Here is a 19,185-nt window from a genome sequence, read left to right as displayed (position 1 = left end):
GGTTTAATCGTGGTTCCACCTTAATTTATCACTTTTTCACAAAAGTGACCTCGGTAAGTTATAACAACTTAGCATTAACGCAGCTAACGCTCACATAATAATGTGAGTAAGATAGCGATGAGTGTGGTTCATCCCATTATCAGACCTTTTCTCAGCAACAAGGCTCTCTCAACTGATACCTAAGACTACTCTTTCATCTCTTGTTTGTTAATTCTTAATTATCTGAATTATAATACTTATATTTTTAAAAGTCAACATTTATTTTAATAAGATATCTATCTTGTTATTTAGCATAATAAAAATACCAGAAAATACTGGTATTTTACTCGAAAATATTTAAATTTCAATAGTTTAATTTATCTTATTAGCCCTTTATTTATTCGACATAATAGTAGACTGGATTTATTCAGGAGCAATTTGTTCAAAATCAACTGTTCCTTTTCGTTTATTAGCAGCAATAACACGAATTTTTATTTCTTGTCCTATTTGATAGACTGTTTCTGATTTTTTTCCTTTAAAAATACTTGCTTCTTCATCAAATTCAAGTTCTTCCGTAGTCCCAGTATGTAAATTAGGCACACGAACTAAACCTTCGACTGTATTATCTAATGCAACAAAAATTCCAAATTTTTGAACACCTGTAATTGTACCTGTATAAACTTCTCCGATTCGCTCTAACATATATTCTGCTTTTTTCATTGCATCAATAATTCGTTCAGTGACGACCGCACGGTGTTCCATATCAGAAGAATGGTTAGCAATTTCAGGTAAACGTTCTTTCCATTCGTCTTTAGTACGGTTAGAATGGTCAGAAGGATATAAATGTAATAAACGATGGATAATTAAATCAGGATAACGTCTAATTGGGCTTGTGAAATGCGTATAGTTAGTCGCTGCGAGCCCAAAATGTTTTGTATTTTTTTCAGAGTAAACAGCTGTTGACATCGTATGTCGAAGTTGATAAGTCAATGCCTTTTCAGAACTTGTTCCTTTAATCTCATCAGCAAAGAAATTAATGGCTTGATGAGAATCTGAATTCAAGGAAAAGCCAGCATTAGCAGCAGCTTCCATCAATTTAGCAAAAGCTTTCTCTTTAGGGTTATCGTGAACTCGATATAAGGAAGGTAGTTTTTTCTTTTGAAAATCAAGGGCAACAGTTTCATTTGCCATCAACATAAAGGATTCAATCATTCGTTCTGCAGTATCGCGATTGCGTTTTACAATTTCGATTGGATGACCTTTTTCATCTAAAATAATTTTTGCTTCACTCTCGTCAAATTCAATCATTCCTCTGTCTTTTCGCATTGTTTCAAGAATTTCATGAAGTTCAACGGCCACTTTAATCGAATCGGTAATTTTAGTGAAGTTTTCAAGGGCTTCTCTATGACCTTCTTGTCCTTGATGAATCATTTTATTGACATTATTATAAGTCATTCGATAAGTTGTTTTTATGACTGAAGGTGATATTTTATAACTGACAATCTTACCTTTGTCATCAATTTCCATTAGACAAGACATTGTCAGTCGCTCTTGAGCTTCATTGAGTGAACACAAATTATTGGATAACCTAACAGGCAACATCGGAACAACTCGGTCAGTTACATAGACTGATGTTGCGCGTGAGTAGGCTTCTTCATCTAAAGAAGAACCCTCAGTCACATAATGACTGACGTCAGCGATATGGACTCCTAATTCAAAATGTCCATTTGATAATTTTTTAACGTGGATGGCATCATCCAAATCCTTAGAATCATCTCCATCAATGGTATAGGTGATTTCATTCCGATAATCTACACGATTGTGCAGATCTGAATCAGTTAATTTTTCGGAAAATGTCTCAGCCTCAGCTATAGTTTCAGAAGAGAATTCTTGTGGAATTTTCATAGCACAAAGCACTTCTAAAATATCTAGTCCTACTTCACCTTTATGTCCAATAATACCGGTAATTTTCCCTTCAAATGTCTTCGTATCGGTTGGATATTGGGTGATTTTAAGACTCACCACATCTTCTTCTTGAACCCCTGATAAAGGTTGTTTGATATATAAAGTATCGGAAATTCGGTCATTATAGAGTTCGATTCTCCCTTTGTATCCTAATGCTTTGACTTGACGATTAGACAAAGAACGGTAAGTCCCGACCGTATCAACTACTGCTCGTTCATTTATTTTAGTAATTTGTCCACTTGCACCGCGTTTTTCAGTTTTAGGATAGGTAACTTTAACAGTAACTTTATCCCCATCCATCGCAAATTTAGTATCATTTTTACCGATATAGATATCATTTGTTTTATCTGTTGCGTCTTCTGGATGAACAAATCCGAAACCTTTAGGATGTTTAGAAAATACTCCTTTACTTTCTGTTTGATTAAGTGCTGATGCTAATTCTGATAGCTGAACCATATATATTTATTTCTTCCTCCAATTGTATCTTTCTATCATAACATAATCAGTAAGCAATATTCGACTATTAATAATAAAAAGGCCTTTGATAGCCTTTTATTTATTCTTTTTTATGTCGAAATACTATAATAGTTGATCCTAAAGTTATAAGAGTGAGTCCACTAATAAAAAACAATATACTCCTTTTTTTGTTTTCACCAGTTTCAGGTAGTTTTTGGGATTTTTCCGAACTGAAGTTTTTATCTTTTGGTTTTATAATATGATTTTTAGTATAAACATAAGTTATGGTCTGAATTTTATCCGTATATTTACCTTTTGAATTACCTCGAATTTCTTGAAAAGTATAACCAGAAATATTTTTTTCTTCAGTTATATAATCTTCCCCAACAGTTCCAGTTCTAATAACATCTTTTAAAATTGATTTTCCATCTGTATCTATATATTTTATAACAACTTTTCCTGTAGCAATAGGTAACTCATTTTTTTTGTATATATAAGTAACTGTTTGTGCCTTTTCTGAAAACTGACCTGATGAATTTCCTTGAACTTCTTTTAAAGTATAATCTTTAATATCTTTTTTATCAGTATAATAGTTTTCACCAATATTTCCTTGTAAAATGATGTCTTCTGAAATGGGAATATTCTTTATATCTACATACCTTACTGTCACATCAGCTGCAACCACTGGATTTTTAGAATATACGTAAGTAACCGTTTGAAGCTCTTCTTCAAAATTTCCTGTACTATTTTGTGGTAGTTTAGTTGTGTCTAATGTGTAACCATCCAATGCCAACTTGTACTGTTCTGTACTGGCGTCATAAACGTCTCCTTTTGAACCACTAATAGTTTGTGAGTTATGAATTTTGTTTCCTTCCTCATCAACGTACTCTACTGTCACTCCTTTAGAATAATTGGGATAAATGAATTGGAGTTGATTTCGATCAGTAAAGAAGGGATCAGGACTATAATTTTGTAACCATGACTCTCCGCTAAAAGGAATAAACTGTTTATTTAAATTGAAATTACTCAATATGTAATCAGTATCTGGAGAAAGTTGAAAAGAGACCTCTATATCATTCTCTTGGTTATTTGCATCATCTGGATATACAATTGGTTTAAGAAGTTCGACCATATAGCCTTTGAGTTGGTCTAGACTTGGTTTACTATCAGAATAGTTCATCCCATCCGTTGTATAAGTAATTTTTATGTCTCCTTTAGTTGCTTCTGGATAAGATAAAAATTTGAACCAAGATTTTCCTGATGAATCCTGATTTATAAAGGACATCTTCCATTTATCAATTCTGCCATTAAATACTATCAGTGTCTGTTTATTATATACAATCTTATTCTTCGTTAAATCAACAGTTGTAGGTTTAACAAAGTGATTATAAAAGTCAGAACCTAAAGTATAATAGTCTGATCCATCTGCAGAAACCTGCAAACTCTTACTCGAAACTGAACCTTGAGCGTATACTTTTCCAACTCCAAACACTGCTATTATTGTTGCAAATAACAATGATATAAATAAGTCTCTGATTAATTTTTTTGTCATCATCTTCTCCATTTTGGCTTTTTTAATCATAATAAATAAACTCCATAAAATCTGTAAAATATTTTTTCACTAAAAGTAATGCTTCTCTTAATTTTGAGATTGCTCCTCTTTTAGCTCTTGCAACATCCAAATTTGCGAAAACTTACATATTTCAAGTTTTTGATTTTTATCAAGATTTTTAAAAAGAAACTCAGCAAAATTTGCTTTATCCTGTTTTTTTGAGTAAATACTATCCATTCCCAATAAATATCTTGGTGTTACATCAAAATACTCTGCTAATTCTAATAAACGAATAGCTGAAGGAATCGTTTGTGTTTTATAATTGCTCAAGGCATTGCGAGAATACCCTAATTCTTTTTCAATTTGATTGAATGACTTTCCTAACTCATTTGCTAGTTTTTTAATTCTCTTATAAAATATACTTTCTTCCATCATTTTTCCTTTCAAAATATCAAAATCTAATTTTCAGAAAAATTAAGATTTTTCTGAAAGTACTGTGATTATTCTGTTATAATCACTTATGGAAAATTCACTAATACTAACATTTATTAAAACAGTATATAAAATACAGCATTTAAAATAACATACTTTAGTAAACAAAAGTCATGATATAAGAATGTTAAAGAATTATAAGTGGCTTATTAAGTGTTTGTCGGCATAAAAAGACTCCGAAAAATCTTAATTTTTCGGAGTCTTTTTATGGTATTTTACAAAGCATCATGATATTTATACAACAGACTGTTTAAATATCTACTTTATTAGACTTTCTTTTTAAATTATAAAAATATTACATTAGTTACATGTACTCTATATTATACATTTTTTTATTATTTTTGCCAACATGTTTTTTATATACATTAATTCCGTCAGAACACCTTTATTCCGTTTCATGCCCCAATCCACTAATTTCTTCGATAGAAATTTCAAAAACCATCAATACTTCACTAGTGTTTTTGTAGGTTCTTTGAAAGTGTTCTATAGGATAATCCTCACCAATATATTTCTTACAAACTAAGGCCATTGATTTTCTTTTAGTGACTTCATCTATTATTTCCTTTGGTTTTCCGTGAATGATAATCGATTTATAATGCAAAGTAAAATTATCCTTATCCAATTTTATTGCATCAACAATATTTAATGATACGCTCGCATTCTTTTGGAGATATTTAACAACTTTCTTTTTACTAGAAGTATGGAGATATATAACGTTTTTTTCCTTATCCCAAACATACATCATCGGAATCGTTTCTACCTCTTTATCCATGTTAAGAAGTCCTAAAACTAAATAAGTACCATTTAAAAGCGTATATTCCAAGTCACTTTGATTTAATTTGTAACTCATTTGATACCCCTTTCTTTTCTTTATCCTACTGTCAGTATATGCTTATTTTTAAAAGTTTACAACCGAAAAAGTATTTTAAAAATCTTTCAATAGAGCTTTAATAATGAAAAAATATCTACAAAAAAACTATAAATTATTATGATTTATAGTTTTTCTTTTTTACCGTTATTAATCACTTTTTTCACTTAATTGATTGTAAATTTCAAGATTAACTTTTAATACATTAACTGTTTTTTCACCTAGAAATCCTAAAGTTTTATTTTGAGTATTTTTATCAATAATTTTTCTCAAATTATCCACGCTTATACCTGTAGACTTCGAAATTTGAGGAATTTGAATCAGGGCACTTTGTTGGCTAATGCTAGGATCAAGGCCTGATCCTGATGATGTCAATAAATCTGTAGGGATATCCTTTTTATTTATGCTCGGATTATTATTTAGAAAGTTTTGTAAATCACTCTCTACTCGTTTTTTTAGTAAGGGATTACTAGGTGATAAATTTTGAGAACCTGAAGCCACTCCCAAATATTTATCCTCAGATTTTTCTTTTGCGGTATAAGTATTATAATTAACGGCTGAGGGACGTCCCTTCATGAATCCTTCATCAGAAAATTGTTGGCCAATTAATTGAGATCCTATCACTTTCCCCTTATTAACGATAAGACTACCGTTAGCCTGATAAGGAAAGATACTTTGTCCCAGACCTGTTATGAGCAATGGATAGAAAAGACCACAAATCACTGTAAAAACTACTGTAACTAGAAAAGGTGTTTTTAATTCTTTAAATATTTTTCTCATCACTTCTCCTTTCAGCATTAAAGACCAATCATGTGCAGTAACGGAGCAATGATTAAGTCAATAATTTTTATTCCAATGAATGGAGCAATAACTCCCCCTAAGCCATAAACTAACATATTATGTGTCAGCATTTTATCCGAATGCTGTGGTTTATATTTTACGCCCTTCATCGCTAGAGGAATTAAAAGTGGAATGATTATTGCATTAAAAATTAATGCTGATAATATTGCACTGGAAGGCGTTGCAAGATTCATGATATTTAAAACATGAATTTGTGGAATAGCAAGCATAAACATTGCGGGAATAATCGCAAAATATTTGGCGATATCATTGGCAATAGAAAATGTTGTTAATGCTCCTCTCGTAATTAAAAGTTGTTTACCAATCTCTACAATATCAAGAATTTTAGTCGGATCACTGTCTAAATCTACCATATTTGCTGCTTCTTTGGCCGCGCTTGTCCCTGAATTCATTGCAATACCAACGTCAGCTTGTGCTAGTGCTGGTGCATCATTAGTTCCATCCCCTGTCATTGCAACAACTTTTCCATCGTTTTGTTCAACTTTTATTGCTTTGATTTTATCCTCTGGTTTACATTCAGCGATATAACTATCAACCCCAGCTTCTTGAGCAATCGTTGCGGCCGTCAAAGGATTATCACCAGTACACATAATTGTTTTAATTCCCATTTCTCGTAAACGAGCAAACCGTTCTACCAATCCTGGCTTTATTGTATCTTTTAAATAGATAACTCCCAGAATCTTTGAATCTTCTGAAACTACCAATGGGGTGCCACCTACTGAAGATATTTCATCGGTAATTCTCTTCAAATCATTAGGAACTGCCCCTCCTTGTTGTTGAATATAATCAATCACAGCATCTGTTGCTCCTTTGCGAATTGTTTTTCCTGTCAGAAAATCAACTCCACTCATTCTTGTTTGAGCTGTGAACTCTACAAAAGTCATTTCAGCTGGAGTCATAAAATCCTTATCTTCTTGTTCTTCTGCCAATCTAATAATAGACTTGCCTTCTGGTGTTTCATCTTTCAATGAAGTTAAAACAGCATTTTCTGTTAACTCTTCTAAAGATACACCGTTTACTGGAAGAAATTTTGCGGCCATTCTATTACCAAATGTAATTGTTCCCGTTTTATCTAAAATCATAGTATCCACATCACCACTGGCTTCAACTGCTTTACCAGACATTGCAATCACATTAAAACGTGTGACTCTATCCATTCCAGCAATCCCTATTGCCGATAGTAAACCACCTATTGTTGTTGGAATTAAGCAGACCGTAAGGGCAATGAGTGTTGTTACACTTAACTTCACATGAACAAAAGAAGCAATGGGGTAGAGTGTCACAATAACTATTAAGAAAATAATAGTTAAACTCACAAGTAGAGTATTTAATGCTATTTCATTCGGCGTTTTTTTCCGTGAGGCTCCTTCAACAAGAGAGATCATTTTATCAAGAAATGATTCTCCTGAACTAGAAGTGATTTTTATCTTGAGCCAGTCGCTTGAAACAGTTGTTCCTCCTGTTACTGAGGCAAAATCACCACCAGATTCTTTTACAACAGGAGCAGATTCTCCTGTTATTGCTGATTCATCAACGGAAGCAATTCCCTCAATCACTTCCCCATCACTTGGTATCAATTCTCCTGATTTAACTAGAACTATATCATCTTTTTTTAACTCAATTGCATCAATAATAGTTTCCTTAATCTGATTAGTAGCTTTATCTTTATTAATAATTCTTGCTTTCATATTTTTTTGCGTCTTTTTCAAGCTCTCCGCCTGAGCTTTTCCTCTGCCTTCAGCGACAGATTCTGCAAAATTAGCAAAAAGAATTGTTAAGAATAAGATTAAAGTCACAATTATATTATAAATTTGACTTGACGATTGAACTGTCCCAAATAAGTTAGGAAAAATAGATAGAATTAATGTAATAGTAAATCCAACCTCAACGACAAACATGACTGGATTTTTCATCATATATGCCGGATTAAGTTTGATAAAAGCTCCTTTGATAGAACTTTTTAGAATCTCTTGATTCAATAGTTTTTTATTTTTAGAAATCATCATAAGCCTCATAATGTTAAAGATTCAGCGATTGGTCCAAGAACCAAAACTGGTAAAAATGTTAATGCTGATATTACAATCACTATTACAAATAGAACGACGGTGAAAGTTCCACTATCTGTTTTAAGTGAACCTACAGAATTATTTACCGACCTTTTCATCATTAATGATGAAGCAATCGCAAGTTGAATAATTAAAGTGAGATAGCGGCCTAAAAATATAGCAACTCCAGTCGTAATATTCCAAAAAGCGGTATTATCTTTTAACCCCTCAAAACCCGAACCGTTGTTCGCCGCCGAAGATGTATACTGATAAACAATTTGCGATAAACCGTGAAAGCCAGGATTGGATACTCCAGCAATACCCGCGGAAACAGAAACGGCTAGTGCCGTAAAACTTAAAATAATTAAAGGGTGAATGATAATTGCTAGAGCAGTCAATTTCATTTCTTTTCCTTCAATTTTTTTCCCTAAGTAAACAGGAGTTCGGCCAATCATTAAACCACAGATGAATACTGTCAAAAGAACGTAGAGAATCATATTCATTAATCCAACGCCTTTTCCTCCAAAAACAAGATTAAGCATCATATTAATCATGGCAATACCACCACCTAATGGAGTCAGACTATCATGCATGTTATTTACAGAACCTGTTGTAAAAGCAGTAGTAATTTCGGTAAATAAGGCTGACATATTTGTGCCAAATCTAGTTTCTTTCCCTTCCATGTTACCCATAGCTTGACTTAAGCCTAGGTGCTGTAAAATAGGATTACCTTTGGACTCAGCCCAAATAATTATTGTAAGCCCGATTAAAAATAAAACACTCATTACGATAAATAATGGTCGAGCCTCTTTTCCTAAGAAAAATCTTCTTTTACTTTTTAATTGAGAATTTAATAATTTATTTTCTTGATGACTATCTGAAACCATATATCCAAAAGCAAATAATATCGAACCAGGTAATAGCATCATTGATAGCATTTCAATTATATTTGTAATAATATTTGGATTTTCAAAAGGCATTGCCGAATTTGCCGCAAAAAATCCGCCACCATTTGTTCCCAAATGTTTTATGATTTCAAGAGCTGCCACTGGGCCTAGAGCAATATCTTGCATTTTCCCTTCAAGGGTTGTAATTGTTAAATTATGTACTAATGTCTGAGGTACGCCTTGTGATATCAATAATAAAGCGCCAATAATAGAAAATGGAAGTAATACACGAGTAATTACTCGTACAAAATCATAATAGAAATTTCCCATATCTTTGTATTTTCCAGACAATCCTCGAATGAAAGCCATTGAGGCTGCAAAACCAGAAGCTGCTGATGTGAACATCATAAAGGTAATGACAATCATTTGACTCATATAGGAAAGGGCAGACTCTCCAGAATAGTTTTGTAAGTTAGTATTAGTGATAAATGAAATTACTGTATTAAAACTTAGACTTTGCTCCATTGCCCCAATATGGTTAGGATTTAGAAAGGGAATTTCTTGAATTCTCAAAATTAAATAACCAATAAAAACCATTACAGCATTTGTTAATACTAGAGATAGCGCGTATTTTTTCCAAGTCATGGGCTGTTTTTTCATAGCAATCAATTTATATATAAAGCCATCAAATTTATCCATGACCGGATCTGCAAAGGTCTTTTGATCTGTCGCTATGTGATAAAGGTATTTACCTGTAGGTATCATTAATAATATGGCCACTGCCAATACGAAAATAATTTGTAACATTTGTTCCCCCTAAAACCTCTCTGGATAAATCAGAGCATAAAAGAGATAAATCGCCAATAACATGATAATAATCCCTAAAATAATAAACATTTTAAAAACTTCTTTCTAATTTTCTTTAATTTGCTTGTCACACCAAGCTATTAGAGCCAGAATTAGTAAAAAACTTACTACTAGTCCTCCAAGCATTAATAAATCCATCAAAATATTTTCCTCCTCCTTGATGTTGAAATTATTTTAACACTTGAAAAATAAAAAGAGTGTAAAGATTAGCTTGTTTGTATAAAGATAATCTAAAGATTCTCATAAAAAAAGTACTGACAAATCTGTCAGTACTTTTTAGTCAATTTTTATCATACGATAGCCGACGCCAATATGTGTTTGTATCATCTTTGGATAATTGGAATCAAGTTCAATCTTCTTACGTAGCGTATTTGCAAATACTCTAAGTGCTGAAAAATCTTCCTCATAATACCCCCAGATTTCTTTGACAAGATAGTTATAGGTCATTACACGGTCCAAATTTTCTGCTAATAAACAAAGAAGTTTGTACTCAATAGGTGTGAGATGAATCTCTTTTTCATTTACAAAAACACACTTTGATAAATAATTTATTTTCAACCAGCCATTAGTAAAAGTTGTTACTTCTGTCAGTAAATTTTGATTATTTCCAGAAAACTTAGCTCTTCTCAAACTTACCCTAAGTCGAGCCAAAAGTTCATCAGTACTAAATGGTTTTGTCAAATAATCATCTGCACCAGCATCTAAAGCTGAAATTTTATCAGCATCTTCTCCTCTGGCGCTGACTACGATAATTGGAAGTTGAGAGAATCCACGAACTTTAGAAATAATTTCTTTTCCGTCCATATCCGGTAAGCCTAAATCTAAAATTAGTAAATTTGGGCGCTGAGAGATAATTTCTCTTAACGCTTCCTTTCCATTTTGAACGGCTACATAATTATAGTCTTCAACCTCCATTGTCAAAGATAAGAGTTTATTAATTGACAAATCATCTTCACAAATCAATATTTTTATATCATCATTGTTCATCAGAAATTAAAACCTCCTCCAAAGGTAATTTGAAACCAATAATTGCTCCATTTGGCTGATTATCTTTAACATAAATTTGTCCTCCATGTGCTAAAATAATACTTTTACACAAAGAAAGTCCTAAACCTAAACCACGCTTAGAATCAACTTGCCGATTTTCATCAGTATAAAATAAATCAAAAATTCTTTCTTTGGCTTTATCAGTAATCCCAGGCCCATTATCAGAAACTTCAAGAACTAACTCATCATTAAATTTTTTGGTTTGTAGTTTTATCTTAGAATTAATTGGCGTATATTTCACCGCATTATTAATCAAGTTTACAATCACTTGTATCATAAGAGCCACATCCATTTTTGCCATTAAGAGTTCGTCGGCTAAATTTAAACTAAATTCATGCTGTTCAAAATGCCTGTCTACATGTTTAAGGGCTTCTTCAACTACTTCATCAATAATATTTGCTTCCAACTTTAATTCTATTTTTTCATCCAATCTTGTGATAGATAAAAGATTTTCAACTAAATTAATCAACCACATTGAATCATCATAGATATAAGCTGATAATTCTTGAATTTGAAGTTTGTTTATTGTGCTATCATTTTTCATCAGTAATTTTGCATGTCCAGAAATACTAGTTAGTGGAGTTCTTAAATCATGCGAAATAGCACGTAACAAATTTACACGTAACTGTTCTTGCTCAATTTGAATTTCGTTTTTTTGTTGGACTTCTCGAAGAATTTCTTTTTCTAAAGCTAATCCCGCTTCACCTAATATAGCAAGAATTATAGATTTTTCAAATGTTTCCAACTCATTTTTATCCTTCATTAAGATACCGATCACCGCAAAAGATTGATTTTTCCCACGAATTGACAAATATAAGTAATTAGCAGATGATAATGTATTGGTCGTTGCTCCTGCACGTTTATTATTGTGCATTACCCACTCAGCTACACCTCTCTCATTAAAATTCTGGTATTTTTCTAAATTATACTTAGAAGACTCAGTTGAAAAATATGATTCATCTCCTAAAACTTTATCTTTGATTGGATAAATCACAATATCTCGATCAAGTAATTTTTTTAACTGTTGAACTGTTGCTTCTAGAATTTCTGCTACCGAATCAACCTGTGCTAAATCTTTATTCGTTTGTAAAAGTACTTCTGTTCGATATGATTTTTCCGTAGAGACTCGAACTTGTTCTTGAATTCTTTTGATTAATGTCGACGTAATTAATCCAGCAGCCAACATAATTAAGAAAGTAATTGGATAATTAGAGCTAAAAGCTACAAAAGTGTAATAAGGTTCTGTGAAAAAATAATTAAAGCAAAGTACAGATAAGACTGAGGAAATGAGACTAAAAATTCTTCCTTTTGTAAAAATAGCATTAATCTGAACTCCTAGAATATAAAGCATAATTATATTAGCAACATTGAAGTTCCAATATTTGAAGGCTAACCCACATGAAGTGACAAGAGCTAGCATCAGTATTGTTTTCAATAAATCACTTAATGAAAACCGGATTTTTTTAAAATTATACAAAGTTTCAGAAGTATTTTTTTGTTGTCCCCTTGCATTAGGAATGACATAGATATCAAGTTCTGGTGCTTCCTGACTTATAAGATCTACAATATTTTCCCTATTCCAAAATGAACTTTGCACACTTTTACCAATTACCAGCTTTGATATTTGACTAATTTTAGCATATTCGACAATTTGCTTAGAAACATTATCTCCGTAAAGGACAGATATTTTTGCACCTAACTGTTCAGCTAAACGTAAACTCTGTCTCAATCTATCTTTTTCTTCTTTGGAAGAATTTTCTAAATCACCAATATACAATGCCGTAAATTCTGCTTTAAATGCAACTGCAAGTCTCGCCGCTGCATGAATAACATGAGAGGCTGAGGGTGAAGCTGAAACACATACTAAAACATGTTCTTTTGCATAAATGCTTTTTTTATTTTGAGCTTTACGAATAGCGCTCTTATTGACTTGGTCAGCAGTTTTTCGTAAAGCAATTTCCCGAAGGGCGATAAGTTTTTCTAATGTAAAAAAATTTTCTTTTGCTTGATTTACTTTGTTTAACTGATAAATTTTTCCTTTATCTAGTCGTTCTAATAAATCAACGGGTTCAATATCAATTAGCTCAATTTGATCAGCCTCTTCAAATATGTAATCAGGAATTTTTTCATTAACAATAATCCCAGTTATTTTTTCAATTACATCATTTAAACCTTCAAGATGCTGAATATTTATTGTTGTAAAAACATCTATTCCTGCTTTCAAAAGTTCTTCAATGTCTTGAAATCTCTTCTTATTCCTTGAACCATGGCAATTTGTGTGGGCTAATTCATCAACTAGGATAACCTGAGGTCGACGAATCAAAGCTTCTTCTAAATTGAACTCTTTTAATTGAATTCCTTTATAATTTATTTTTTTTAAAGGTAAGGTTTCCAGCCCTTCAATTAATCTTGAGGTCTCTGGTCGATTATGAGGTTCAATGTAACCTGAAACAACATCAATTCCAGATTCCTGAACCTCACGCGCCCCTTCGAGCATAGCAAATGTTTTTCCAACACCAGCAGCATAGCCAAAATATATTTTTAGTTTTCCCTTTTTCATTGGTTGCCTCTAAATTTTCTTGTCCATATTATAGCATAAAAAACGTAGTCCATTAATGACATAAACTTTTTGGCCTTCCTAATTTTACTATCTTATAAAATTATTTTTTAGATTTCCACTTAACTAAATCACTAAGCTTAGATTGATAAATAAATCTGTTTAATTTTTTTGATAGTGCACGAAACATTATGGCTTATGTTACTATTTTTCAATAGTAAATTTAAAATATAAAGTTATCGCAAACATAAATAATATATCATGGGTTTTGATATAAATATAAATATAATTATATTATGTATATGAATATGAGTGATGTTAAGGACATATTTATTGTACAATACCTACATATTATATTACCTTCAATTCTTTCAGCCGATAAAAAATTTATCTGTTTATACTCATCCTCTTTTGTTGTTTTCCACATCCTCTAAAAAGGGTATTTGGCTAATTTGAAGCATCTCTTAGAGTGGTAAAATGTTATTTTATTCGGAAATTATAGGCAATTTTTCACAAACTGAGGGGGAGTTTCACAAAAATTGTTTAAGATTTCATCTGTTATTTTCACAAAAAAAGTCCCTGAACGCTTAGAGGTTCAGGGACTTCTTCTATTGTTTTTGTTATTTCACAAATTTCTTGTTTCTTATCAGTAAAATTCTTCTGGCAATAATTTTTCTGCTAATTTAATGTTATCAGAATAGTCCAAAGGAACGTCAATTACCACTGGTCCAGTAGTATCTGGAATTGATTTAAGAATTTCAGCAAGTTCTTCTTTGCTATGTGCACGGTAACCTTTTGCTCCCATTGCTTCAGCATATTTTACGTAATCAACATAGCCAAAATCAACGGCTGCTGAACGACCATATTTCATTTCTTCTTGGAATTTAACCATATCATAATGGCCGTCATTCCAGATAATTTGAACGATTGGAAGATTCAAACGTACAGCTGTTTCCAACTCTTGCCCTGTGAAAAGGAAGCCTCCATCACCAGAGTGTGAATAAACTTTTTTACCTGGGCGCAACAATGCGGCTGTAATTGCCCAAGGGAGTGCAACTCCGAGTGTTTGCATTCCGTTTGAGAAGAGGAGATGACGTGGTTCGTATGATTTGAAATGACGTGCCATCCAAATGTAGAGTGAACCTACGTCAACGGTTACTGTTTCATCATCTTTGACGATTTCTTGGAAAGTGCTGACCAAATCAAGAGGGTGCATTCTACCTTCTTCAGTATTTTCAGTATCAAATTCGTGTTGCTCAGCTACTTCATGAAGGCCATCGAGATAATCTTTTGTTCCTTTTGGAATTTTGTACCCACGAACAGCTGGCAAAAGATTATCCAATGTTGCTGCGATATCACCAATTAATTCACGTTCTGGTTGGTAGTAAGTATCAATTTCAGCAATGGCATTATCAATAACGATAATTCGACTATCAATTTCTGCATTCCAGTTACGAGCTTCATATTCAATTGGGTCGTAACCAACAGCAATAACAAGGTCAGAACGTTTCAGAAGCATATCTCCTGGTTGATTGCGGAAAAGACCGATACGTCCATAAAAAGTATGTTCTAAATCATGTGAAATAACCCCTGCACCTTGGAATGTTTCAACGACAGGAATATTAACATGAGTTAATAGATTACGCAATGATGAAGCGACTTTAGCATCTGAAGCACCAGCTCCAACCAAAATTACTGGCAATACAGCATTTTTAATTGCTTGTGCTAAATAATTAATGTCATCAATAGAGGCATTCCCCATTTTAGGGTCTGAAAGTGGTTGAATCGCTTTGATTGATACTTCGGCATCCGTTACATCTTGGGGGATTGATAAGAAAGTTGCACCTGGATGTCCTGATTTTGCAATACGATAAGCATTGGCAATTGATTCAGAAAGTGTATCAGGGTCAAGAACTTCTGCTGAATATTTTGTTGCTGATTGCATCATTCCAGCATTATCCATTGATTGGTGCGCCCGTTTAAGACGGTCACTTCGTTTAACTTGTCCACCGATAGCCAAAATAGCATCACCTTCTGATGTCGCGGTCAAAAGCGGAGTCGCAAGGTTTGATACACCAGGCCCACTCGTAACAACTACTACACCAGGTTCGCCAGTCAAACGACCAACAGCTTGAGCCATGAAAGCAGCTCCTTGCTCATGACGAGTCACGACCATTTGAGGGCCTTCTTCATTTTCTAATAAATCAAAAACCCGGTCAATTTTTGCTCCTGGAATCCCAAATACATATTTCACTTTATGGTTAATCAAACTATCGACAACCAAGTTTGCCCCAAATTGTTTCTCAGACATTTTTTATTTTACCTCTATTTGTTCTAATTCATATTTCATAATCTCTTGGATTACTTCACAATCATTTTATCAGATAATAGGACCTTTTACAATTATTTTGACGCAAGTTTGTGAATTTTCTAGCTTACAATAAAAATAATTACTGACAGCTTTGTCAGTAATTATTTTTTAAGTCTGTCAGTAAATTTCTCATATTTTCATCATCCGGAACAAGTTCCAAATATTGTTCAATAATTGGTTCTGTTTTAGAAATTTGACCAATTTCTTTAAGAAAATCAATATAGTCTTCTAAAAACTCTGGATTCTCTGACAGATTGGTTTGAATGAGTTCTTCATACAAAGCAGCCGCTTCAGAATCATTTTCCAAAGCTTTATGCGCTCCTGCAAAAAGCCATTTAGCTAATAAATGTTCATCTTCTAAAAGCTCTTCGAGATTAATGACAGCTTCAAAATCTTCTTCCTTGAAGTATAAATTAGCAAGCAAAAAGACTGTTTCGTCATGTAATTCTGGTAAATTTAAAGCATCCATGAGATAACGTTCTGCTGCAGCTTTGTCCTTAAGTTTGAAACTAATTTTTGAAGCGAAGTGTAAGAGAGGAACGGCATTAGGATTTTTTTTCATCCCTTTCTTTGCCATTTCTAGTGCAGCTTCAAATTCTTGATTAGCTTCTAGGGTTTGGGCATAGGCTAATTCATAGTTCAAAAATTCGACATCCATTTTTTCTAATCGTTTGAAATTAGCAATGGCTCTTGTTTCATTATGAGTTTCTCCATAAAGAAGAGCAATTTTATACAAGGTTTCCGGTTTTTCATCAAATTCTAGTGATTTTTCAAGAAATGATATGGCATTCTCAAAATTACCTAATTGGGCATAAGAGTCACCAATTCTTTGATAAATAGAAATTTTTGTTTCATGTAAAATTTTGCGTTCTGAAAGTTTTGCATATTCGGTAATGGCAGCTGAATAATCACCTTGTTCAAAGTAGGACTCAGCCAAAGCAAAAGTAATCAGAGGAGAATCCGATAATTCTCTTGCTTCTTCTAACTTAGAAATTGCTGTTTCAAAATCACCTTCAAATTGGTATAAGTCAGCAATTTTGACTAAAGCAGCAATATAATTTTCATCATTCACCGGGATTTGATAAAGGTAATTTAATGCTTCATCCAAATTACCGTTATCTTCTGCAATTTCTGCTAAGTTAATCAGGTAATCAGTTGTTTCCGGATCTTCTGACATGATTTGGTCATAAATTTTTTGACTTTCATCAATGAAACCCATCATTTGCAAATATTCGGCTAGGTCAGCCAACATTTCACTATTATCATTTTTTAATGCTTTAGCAAGTGAATTTTGCATTCCAATCAGATCTCCCTGATGTAAGAAATCAATTGTATCTTCTGAATAAGACATTTTTCTCCTTATTTTTTATTCTATTAATTACTCATTTGCTTCTTCTGTAGCCGTTTCTTCACGATAAAGAACTGAAATTTCACGATACCATTCGTAAACATGGACAATAATAACTTTCAAAGTTGCATAGAATGGGATAGCAAGTAATACTCCCCAGACACCAAGAATTTGACCTGCTGTCAGTAAAACAAATAATATTGTAATTGGATGAATTGACATTTGTTTTCCAAGAACTAAAGGAGAAATAAATCTTCCTTCAAGTGTTTGCTCAATAATAAGGACAATGATTACTTTTACAAGCATCAAAGGTCCACCAATTGCTAAACCAACAATTACCATTGGGATAGCAGCTAAAAATGAGCCTAAAAATGGAACTAAATTCAAAAATCCAGCGGTGATTGCTAAAGCAACTGCATAACGCAAACCAATAATAGGTAAACCAATCATAAACATGATAGCAACCGCAATTGCGACCAAAACTTGGCCACGGACATAATTTGAAAGCTGACTATTAATTTCGTGCAAAACTTTTGAAGTTTCTTTACGCCAATCATTTGGCAATAAATGAGTGACAAAACCATTTAATCTTTGACCATCTCTCAATAAGTAAAAAAGAACAAATGGGAATACAATTAATGAAATTAAGATACTTGTTGTTTTACTGATGAGATGTGAAAGAGTCGTAACAGCATTAACAGAGAAAGCTTTTGACCAATCAATCAATTGATTACCAATTGACTTAGCAAACTGGTCAACTTGTGGTCTAAATTGTTCAAAATGTGGGTTTTTTGCTAAAGCATTAATCTCTTTTTGAGCTGTATTCACATAGTGAGGGACTGACGAAGCAAAATTATCTACTCCACTGATAATATTAGGAATAGCAACAATTAAGCCCCAAGCAATCAAAGCTGCAATTATTAAGAAAAGAACAATAATCGTAACAACTCGTGGGACTCTTTTCTTTTCCAAAAAATCAACAATTGGGTTAAGAAGATAATAAAATACAGCTGCCAAAATAACGGGCAGCGAGATAACCGTTATAAATTCTCCAACAGGTTTAAAAATAAATCCAACTTTATTAAGTAAGAGAATATTCAGTAATAAGAGAAGGACGATTGCTAAAGCTGCAACTACTTTATTATTAATAAACCACTTGAAAAACCAAGAGGCTTTGAAACCTCGGTGTTGTTCTTGTTCCATATTTTTTTCCTAATTCTTTTTTTAGAATTACTGACAGATATTGTTCAAAGTCTTTTTGTTTTTCTGTCAGTAACTTTTTTCTAGTTCATAATATTGAATCTGTAAAAAATTCTTTTTGTCAGTAATTTTCCAACCGTTGTGATTAAAAATTCTTGTCAGTTCTTTTGGCTGATAGACTTTTACATCTCCTTCTGTTGAAAATTTATTAAGTCGCCAATTATAGGCTTTTGTAATAAATGGAATATGAATCTCAGCGATGACCAGTTTCCCCTCTGGTGCCAGCAGTCGTTTAGCTTCTGCTAAAAAAACTTCAGGTGAAGGAAAATGATGAAAACTCGCTGAACAAATAATCAAATCAAAATTAGCATCCTCAAAGGGAATTTTTTGAGCAGAACCTTGCTTAAAAGTAAAATTAGGATGCTTAGCTTGAGCAATTTTTATCATTTCTGACGAAATATCTAAGCCACTTCCAAAAATTTTCTCTTTTTGATTTAACATTGCCAAAAGCTTTCCATTAGCACAACCAACATCTAAGATTCTTGAATCTTTTTCAACTTTTAAATGTTTTATAATAAATCTCTTGAAAAAACTGGCTAAAAATCCATCAAAACTATGATCAAAACGACTCGCAATATGGTCATAAAAGTCTTCAGATTCTCTTTCGTAATCATGAGTCTTTTGAGCCAT

General features: G+C 32.7%; 14 protein-coding genes. All 14 read right to left on the bottom strand.

Annotated features, from left to right (window positions below; all coding sequences use genetic code 11):
* Positions 1-402 precede the first annotated feature (402 nt).
* A complete protein-coding gene (gene rnr, locus ACRYLU_RS05760; RefSeq protein WP_195927931.1) occupies positions 403-2,400 on the bottom strand; it encodes a ribonuclease R in 1,998 nt (665 codons plus the stop codon).
* Between the two features lie 100 nt (positions 2,401-2,500).
* Positions 2,501-3,982, bottom strand: coding sequence for a MucBP domain-containing protein (locus tag ACRYLU_RS05755; protein ID WP_428924055.1), 1,482 nt, complete (start codon positions 3,980-3,982; stop codon positions 2,501-2,503).
* Between the two features lie 57 nt (positions 3,983-4,039).
* Positions 4,040-4,384: a helix-turn-helix domain-containing protein gene (locus ACRYLU_RS05750; RefSeq protein WP_038601001.1), complete on the bottom strand. Its 345-nt coding sequence runs from the start codon at positions 4,382-4,384 to the stop codon at positions 4,040-4,042.
* 445 nt (positions 4,385-4,829) lie between these two features.
* Positions 4,830-5,294 carry a pyridoxamine 5'-phosphate oxidase family protein gene (locus tag ACRYLU_RS05745; RefSeq protein WP_058205677.1) on the bottom strand — a complete coding sequence of 155 codons (465 nt, stop codon included), beginning with the start codon at positions 5,292-5,294 and terminating at the stop codon, positions 4,830-4,832.
* A gap of 168 nt (positions 5,295-5,462) precedes the next feature.
* Complete coding sequence (locus ACRYLU_RS05740) at positions 5,463-6,092, bottom strand: K(+)-transporting ATPase subunit C (protein ID WP_058205676.1); 630 nt, start codon at positions 6,090-6,092, stop codon at positions 5,463-5,465.
* Between the two features lie 17 nt (positions 6,093-6,109).
* On the bottom strand, positions 6,110-8,176 hold the full coding sequence (gene kdpB / locus ACRYLU_RS05735; RefSeq protein WP_445081377.1) for a potassium-transporting ATPase subunit KdpB: 2,067 nt from the start codon (positions 8,174-8,176) through the stop codon (positions 6,110-6,112).
* Between the two features lie 8 nt (positions 8,177-8,184).
* The gene (locus tag ACRYLU_RS05730) at positions 8,185-9,912 is read right to left on the bottom strand and encodes a potassium-transporting ATPase subunit KdpA (protein ID WP_058205674.1); all 1,728 of its coding nucleotides are present in this window, start codon (positions 9,910-9,912) and stop codon (positions 8,185-8,187) included.
* A 9-nt stretch (positions 9,913-9,921) separates the two neighbouring features.
* On the bottom strand, positions 9,922-10,002 hold the full coding sequence (kdpF, locus tag ACRYLU_RS05725) for a K(+)-transporting ATPase subunit F (protein WP_072285303.1): 81 nt from the start codon (positions 10,000-10,002) through the stop codon (positions 9,922-9,924).
* Positions 10,003-10,248: 246 nt separating this feature from the next.
* Positions 10,249-10,959: a response regulator transcription factor gene (locus tag ACRYLU_RS05720; RefSeq protein ID WP_038601017.1), complete on the bottom strand. Its 711-nt coding sequence runs from the start codon at positions 10,957-10,959 to the stop codon at positions 10,249-10,251.
* Complete coding sequence (locus tag ACRYLU_RS05715; protein WP_445081356.1) at positions 10,949-13,579, bottom strand: DUF4118 domain-containing protein; 2,631 nt, start codon at positions 13,577-13,579, stop codon at positions 10,949-10,951. Before ACRYLU_RS05715 ends, ACRYLU_RS05720 begins: the two co-directional genes overlap by 11 nt.
* Positions 13,580-14,222: 643 nt before the next feature.
* The gene (gene alsS / locus ACRYLU_RS05710) at positions 14,223-15,887 is read right to left on the bottom strand and encodes an acetolactate synthase AlsS (protein ID WP_003130131.1); all 1,665 of its coding nucleotides are present in this window, start codon (positions 15,885-15,887) and stop codon (positions 14,223-14,225) included.
* Positions 15,888-16,041: 154 nt separating this feature from the next.
* Positions 16,042-17,298, bottom strand: a complete 1,257-nt coding sequence (locus ACRYLU_RS05705) for a tetratricopeptide repeat protein (protein WP_445081355.1) — start codon at positions 17,296-17,298, stop codon at positions 16,042-16,044.
* Between the two features lie 27 nt (positions 17,299-17,325).
* Positions 17,326-18,498: an AI-2E family transporter gene (locus tag ACRYLU_RS05700; protein WP_003130134.1), complete on the bottom strand. Its 1,173-nt coding sequence runs from the start codon at positions 18,496-18,498 to the stop codon at positions 17,326-17,328.
* A gap of 66 nt (positions 18,499-18,564) precedes the next feature.
* Positions 18,565-19,185: a class I SAM-dependent methyltransferase gene (locus ACRYLU_RS05695; RefSeq protein WP_445081354.1), complete on the bottom strand. Its 621-nt coding sequence runs from the start codon at positions 19,183-19,185 to the stop codon at positions 18,565-18,567.

It is taken from the genome of Lactococcus sp. KTH0-1S, assembly GCF_052544945.1.
The sequence above is the reverse complement of the archived record's forward strand: the minus strand, read 5'-3'. Positions and strand labels throughout refer to the sequence as shown.

Bases quoted from the DNA above. Each gene is read 5' to 3' on its own strand.
- rnr (WP_195927931.1), bottom strand. From the start codon at position 2,400: ATGGTTCAGCTATCAGAATTAGCATCAGCACTTAATCAAACAGAAAGT.
- ACRYLU_RS05755 (WP_428924055.1), bottom strand. From the start codon at position 3,982: ATGATTAAAAAAGCCAAAATGGAGAAGATGATGACAAAAAAATTAATC.
- ACRYLU_RS05750 (WP_038601001.1), bottom strand. From the start codon at position 4,384: ATGGAAGAAAGTATATTTTATAAGAGAATTAAAAAACTAGCAAATGAG.
- ACRYLU_RS05745 (WP_058205677.1), bottom strand. From the start codon at position 5,294: ATGAGTTACAAATTAAATCAAAGTGACTTGGAATATACGCTTTTAAAT.
- ACRYLU_RS05740 (WP_058205676.1), bottom strand. From the start codon at position 6,092: ATGAGAAAAATATTTAAAGAATTAAAAACACCTTTTCTAGTTACAGTA.
- kdpB (WP_445081377.1), bottom strand. From the start codon at position 8,176: ATGATTTCTAAAAATAAAAAACTATTGAATCAAGAGATTCTAAAAAGT.
- ACRYLU_RS05730 (WP_058205674.1), bottom strand. From the start codon at position 9,912: ATGTTACAAATTATTTTCGTATTGGCAGTGGCCATATTATTAATGATA.
- kdpF (WP_072285303.1), bottom strand. From the start codon at position 10,002: ATGTTTATTATTTTAGGGATTATTATCATGTTATTGGCGATTTATCTC.
- ACRYLU_RS05720 (WP_038601017.1), bottom strand. From the start codon at position 10,959: ATGAACAATGATGATATAAAAATATTGATTTGTGAAGATGATTTGTCA.
- ACRYLU_RS05715 (WP_445081356.1), bottom strand. From the start codon at position 13,579: ATGAAAAAGGGAAAACTAAAAATATATTTTGGCTATGCTGCTGGTGTT.
- alsS (WP_003130131.1), bottom strand. From the start codon at position 15,887: ATGTCTGAGAAACAATTTGGGGCAAACTTGGTTGTCGATAGTTTGATT.
- ACRYLU_RS05705 (WP_445081355.1), bottom strand. From the start codon at position 17,298: ATGTCTTATTCAGAAGATACAATTGATTTCTTACATCAGGGAGATCTG.
- ACRYLU_RS05700 (WP_003130134.1), bottom strand. From the start codon at position 18,498: ATGGAACAAGAACAACACCGAGGTTTCAAAGCCTCTTGGTTTTTCAAG.
- ACRYLU_RS05695 (WP_445081354.1), bottom strand. From the start codon at position 19,185: ATGGCTCAAAAGACTCATGATTACGAAAGAGAATCTGAAGACTTTTAT.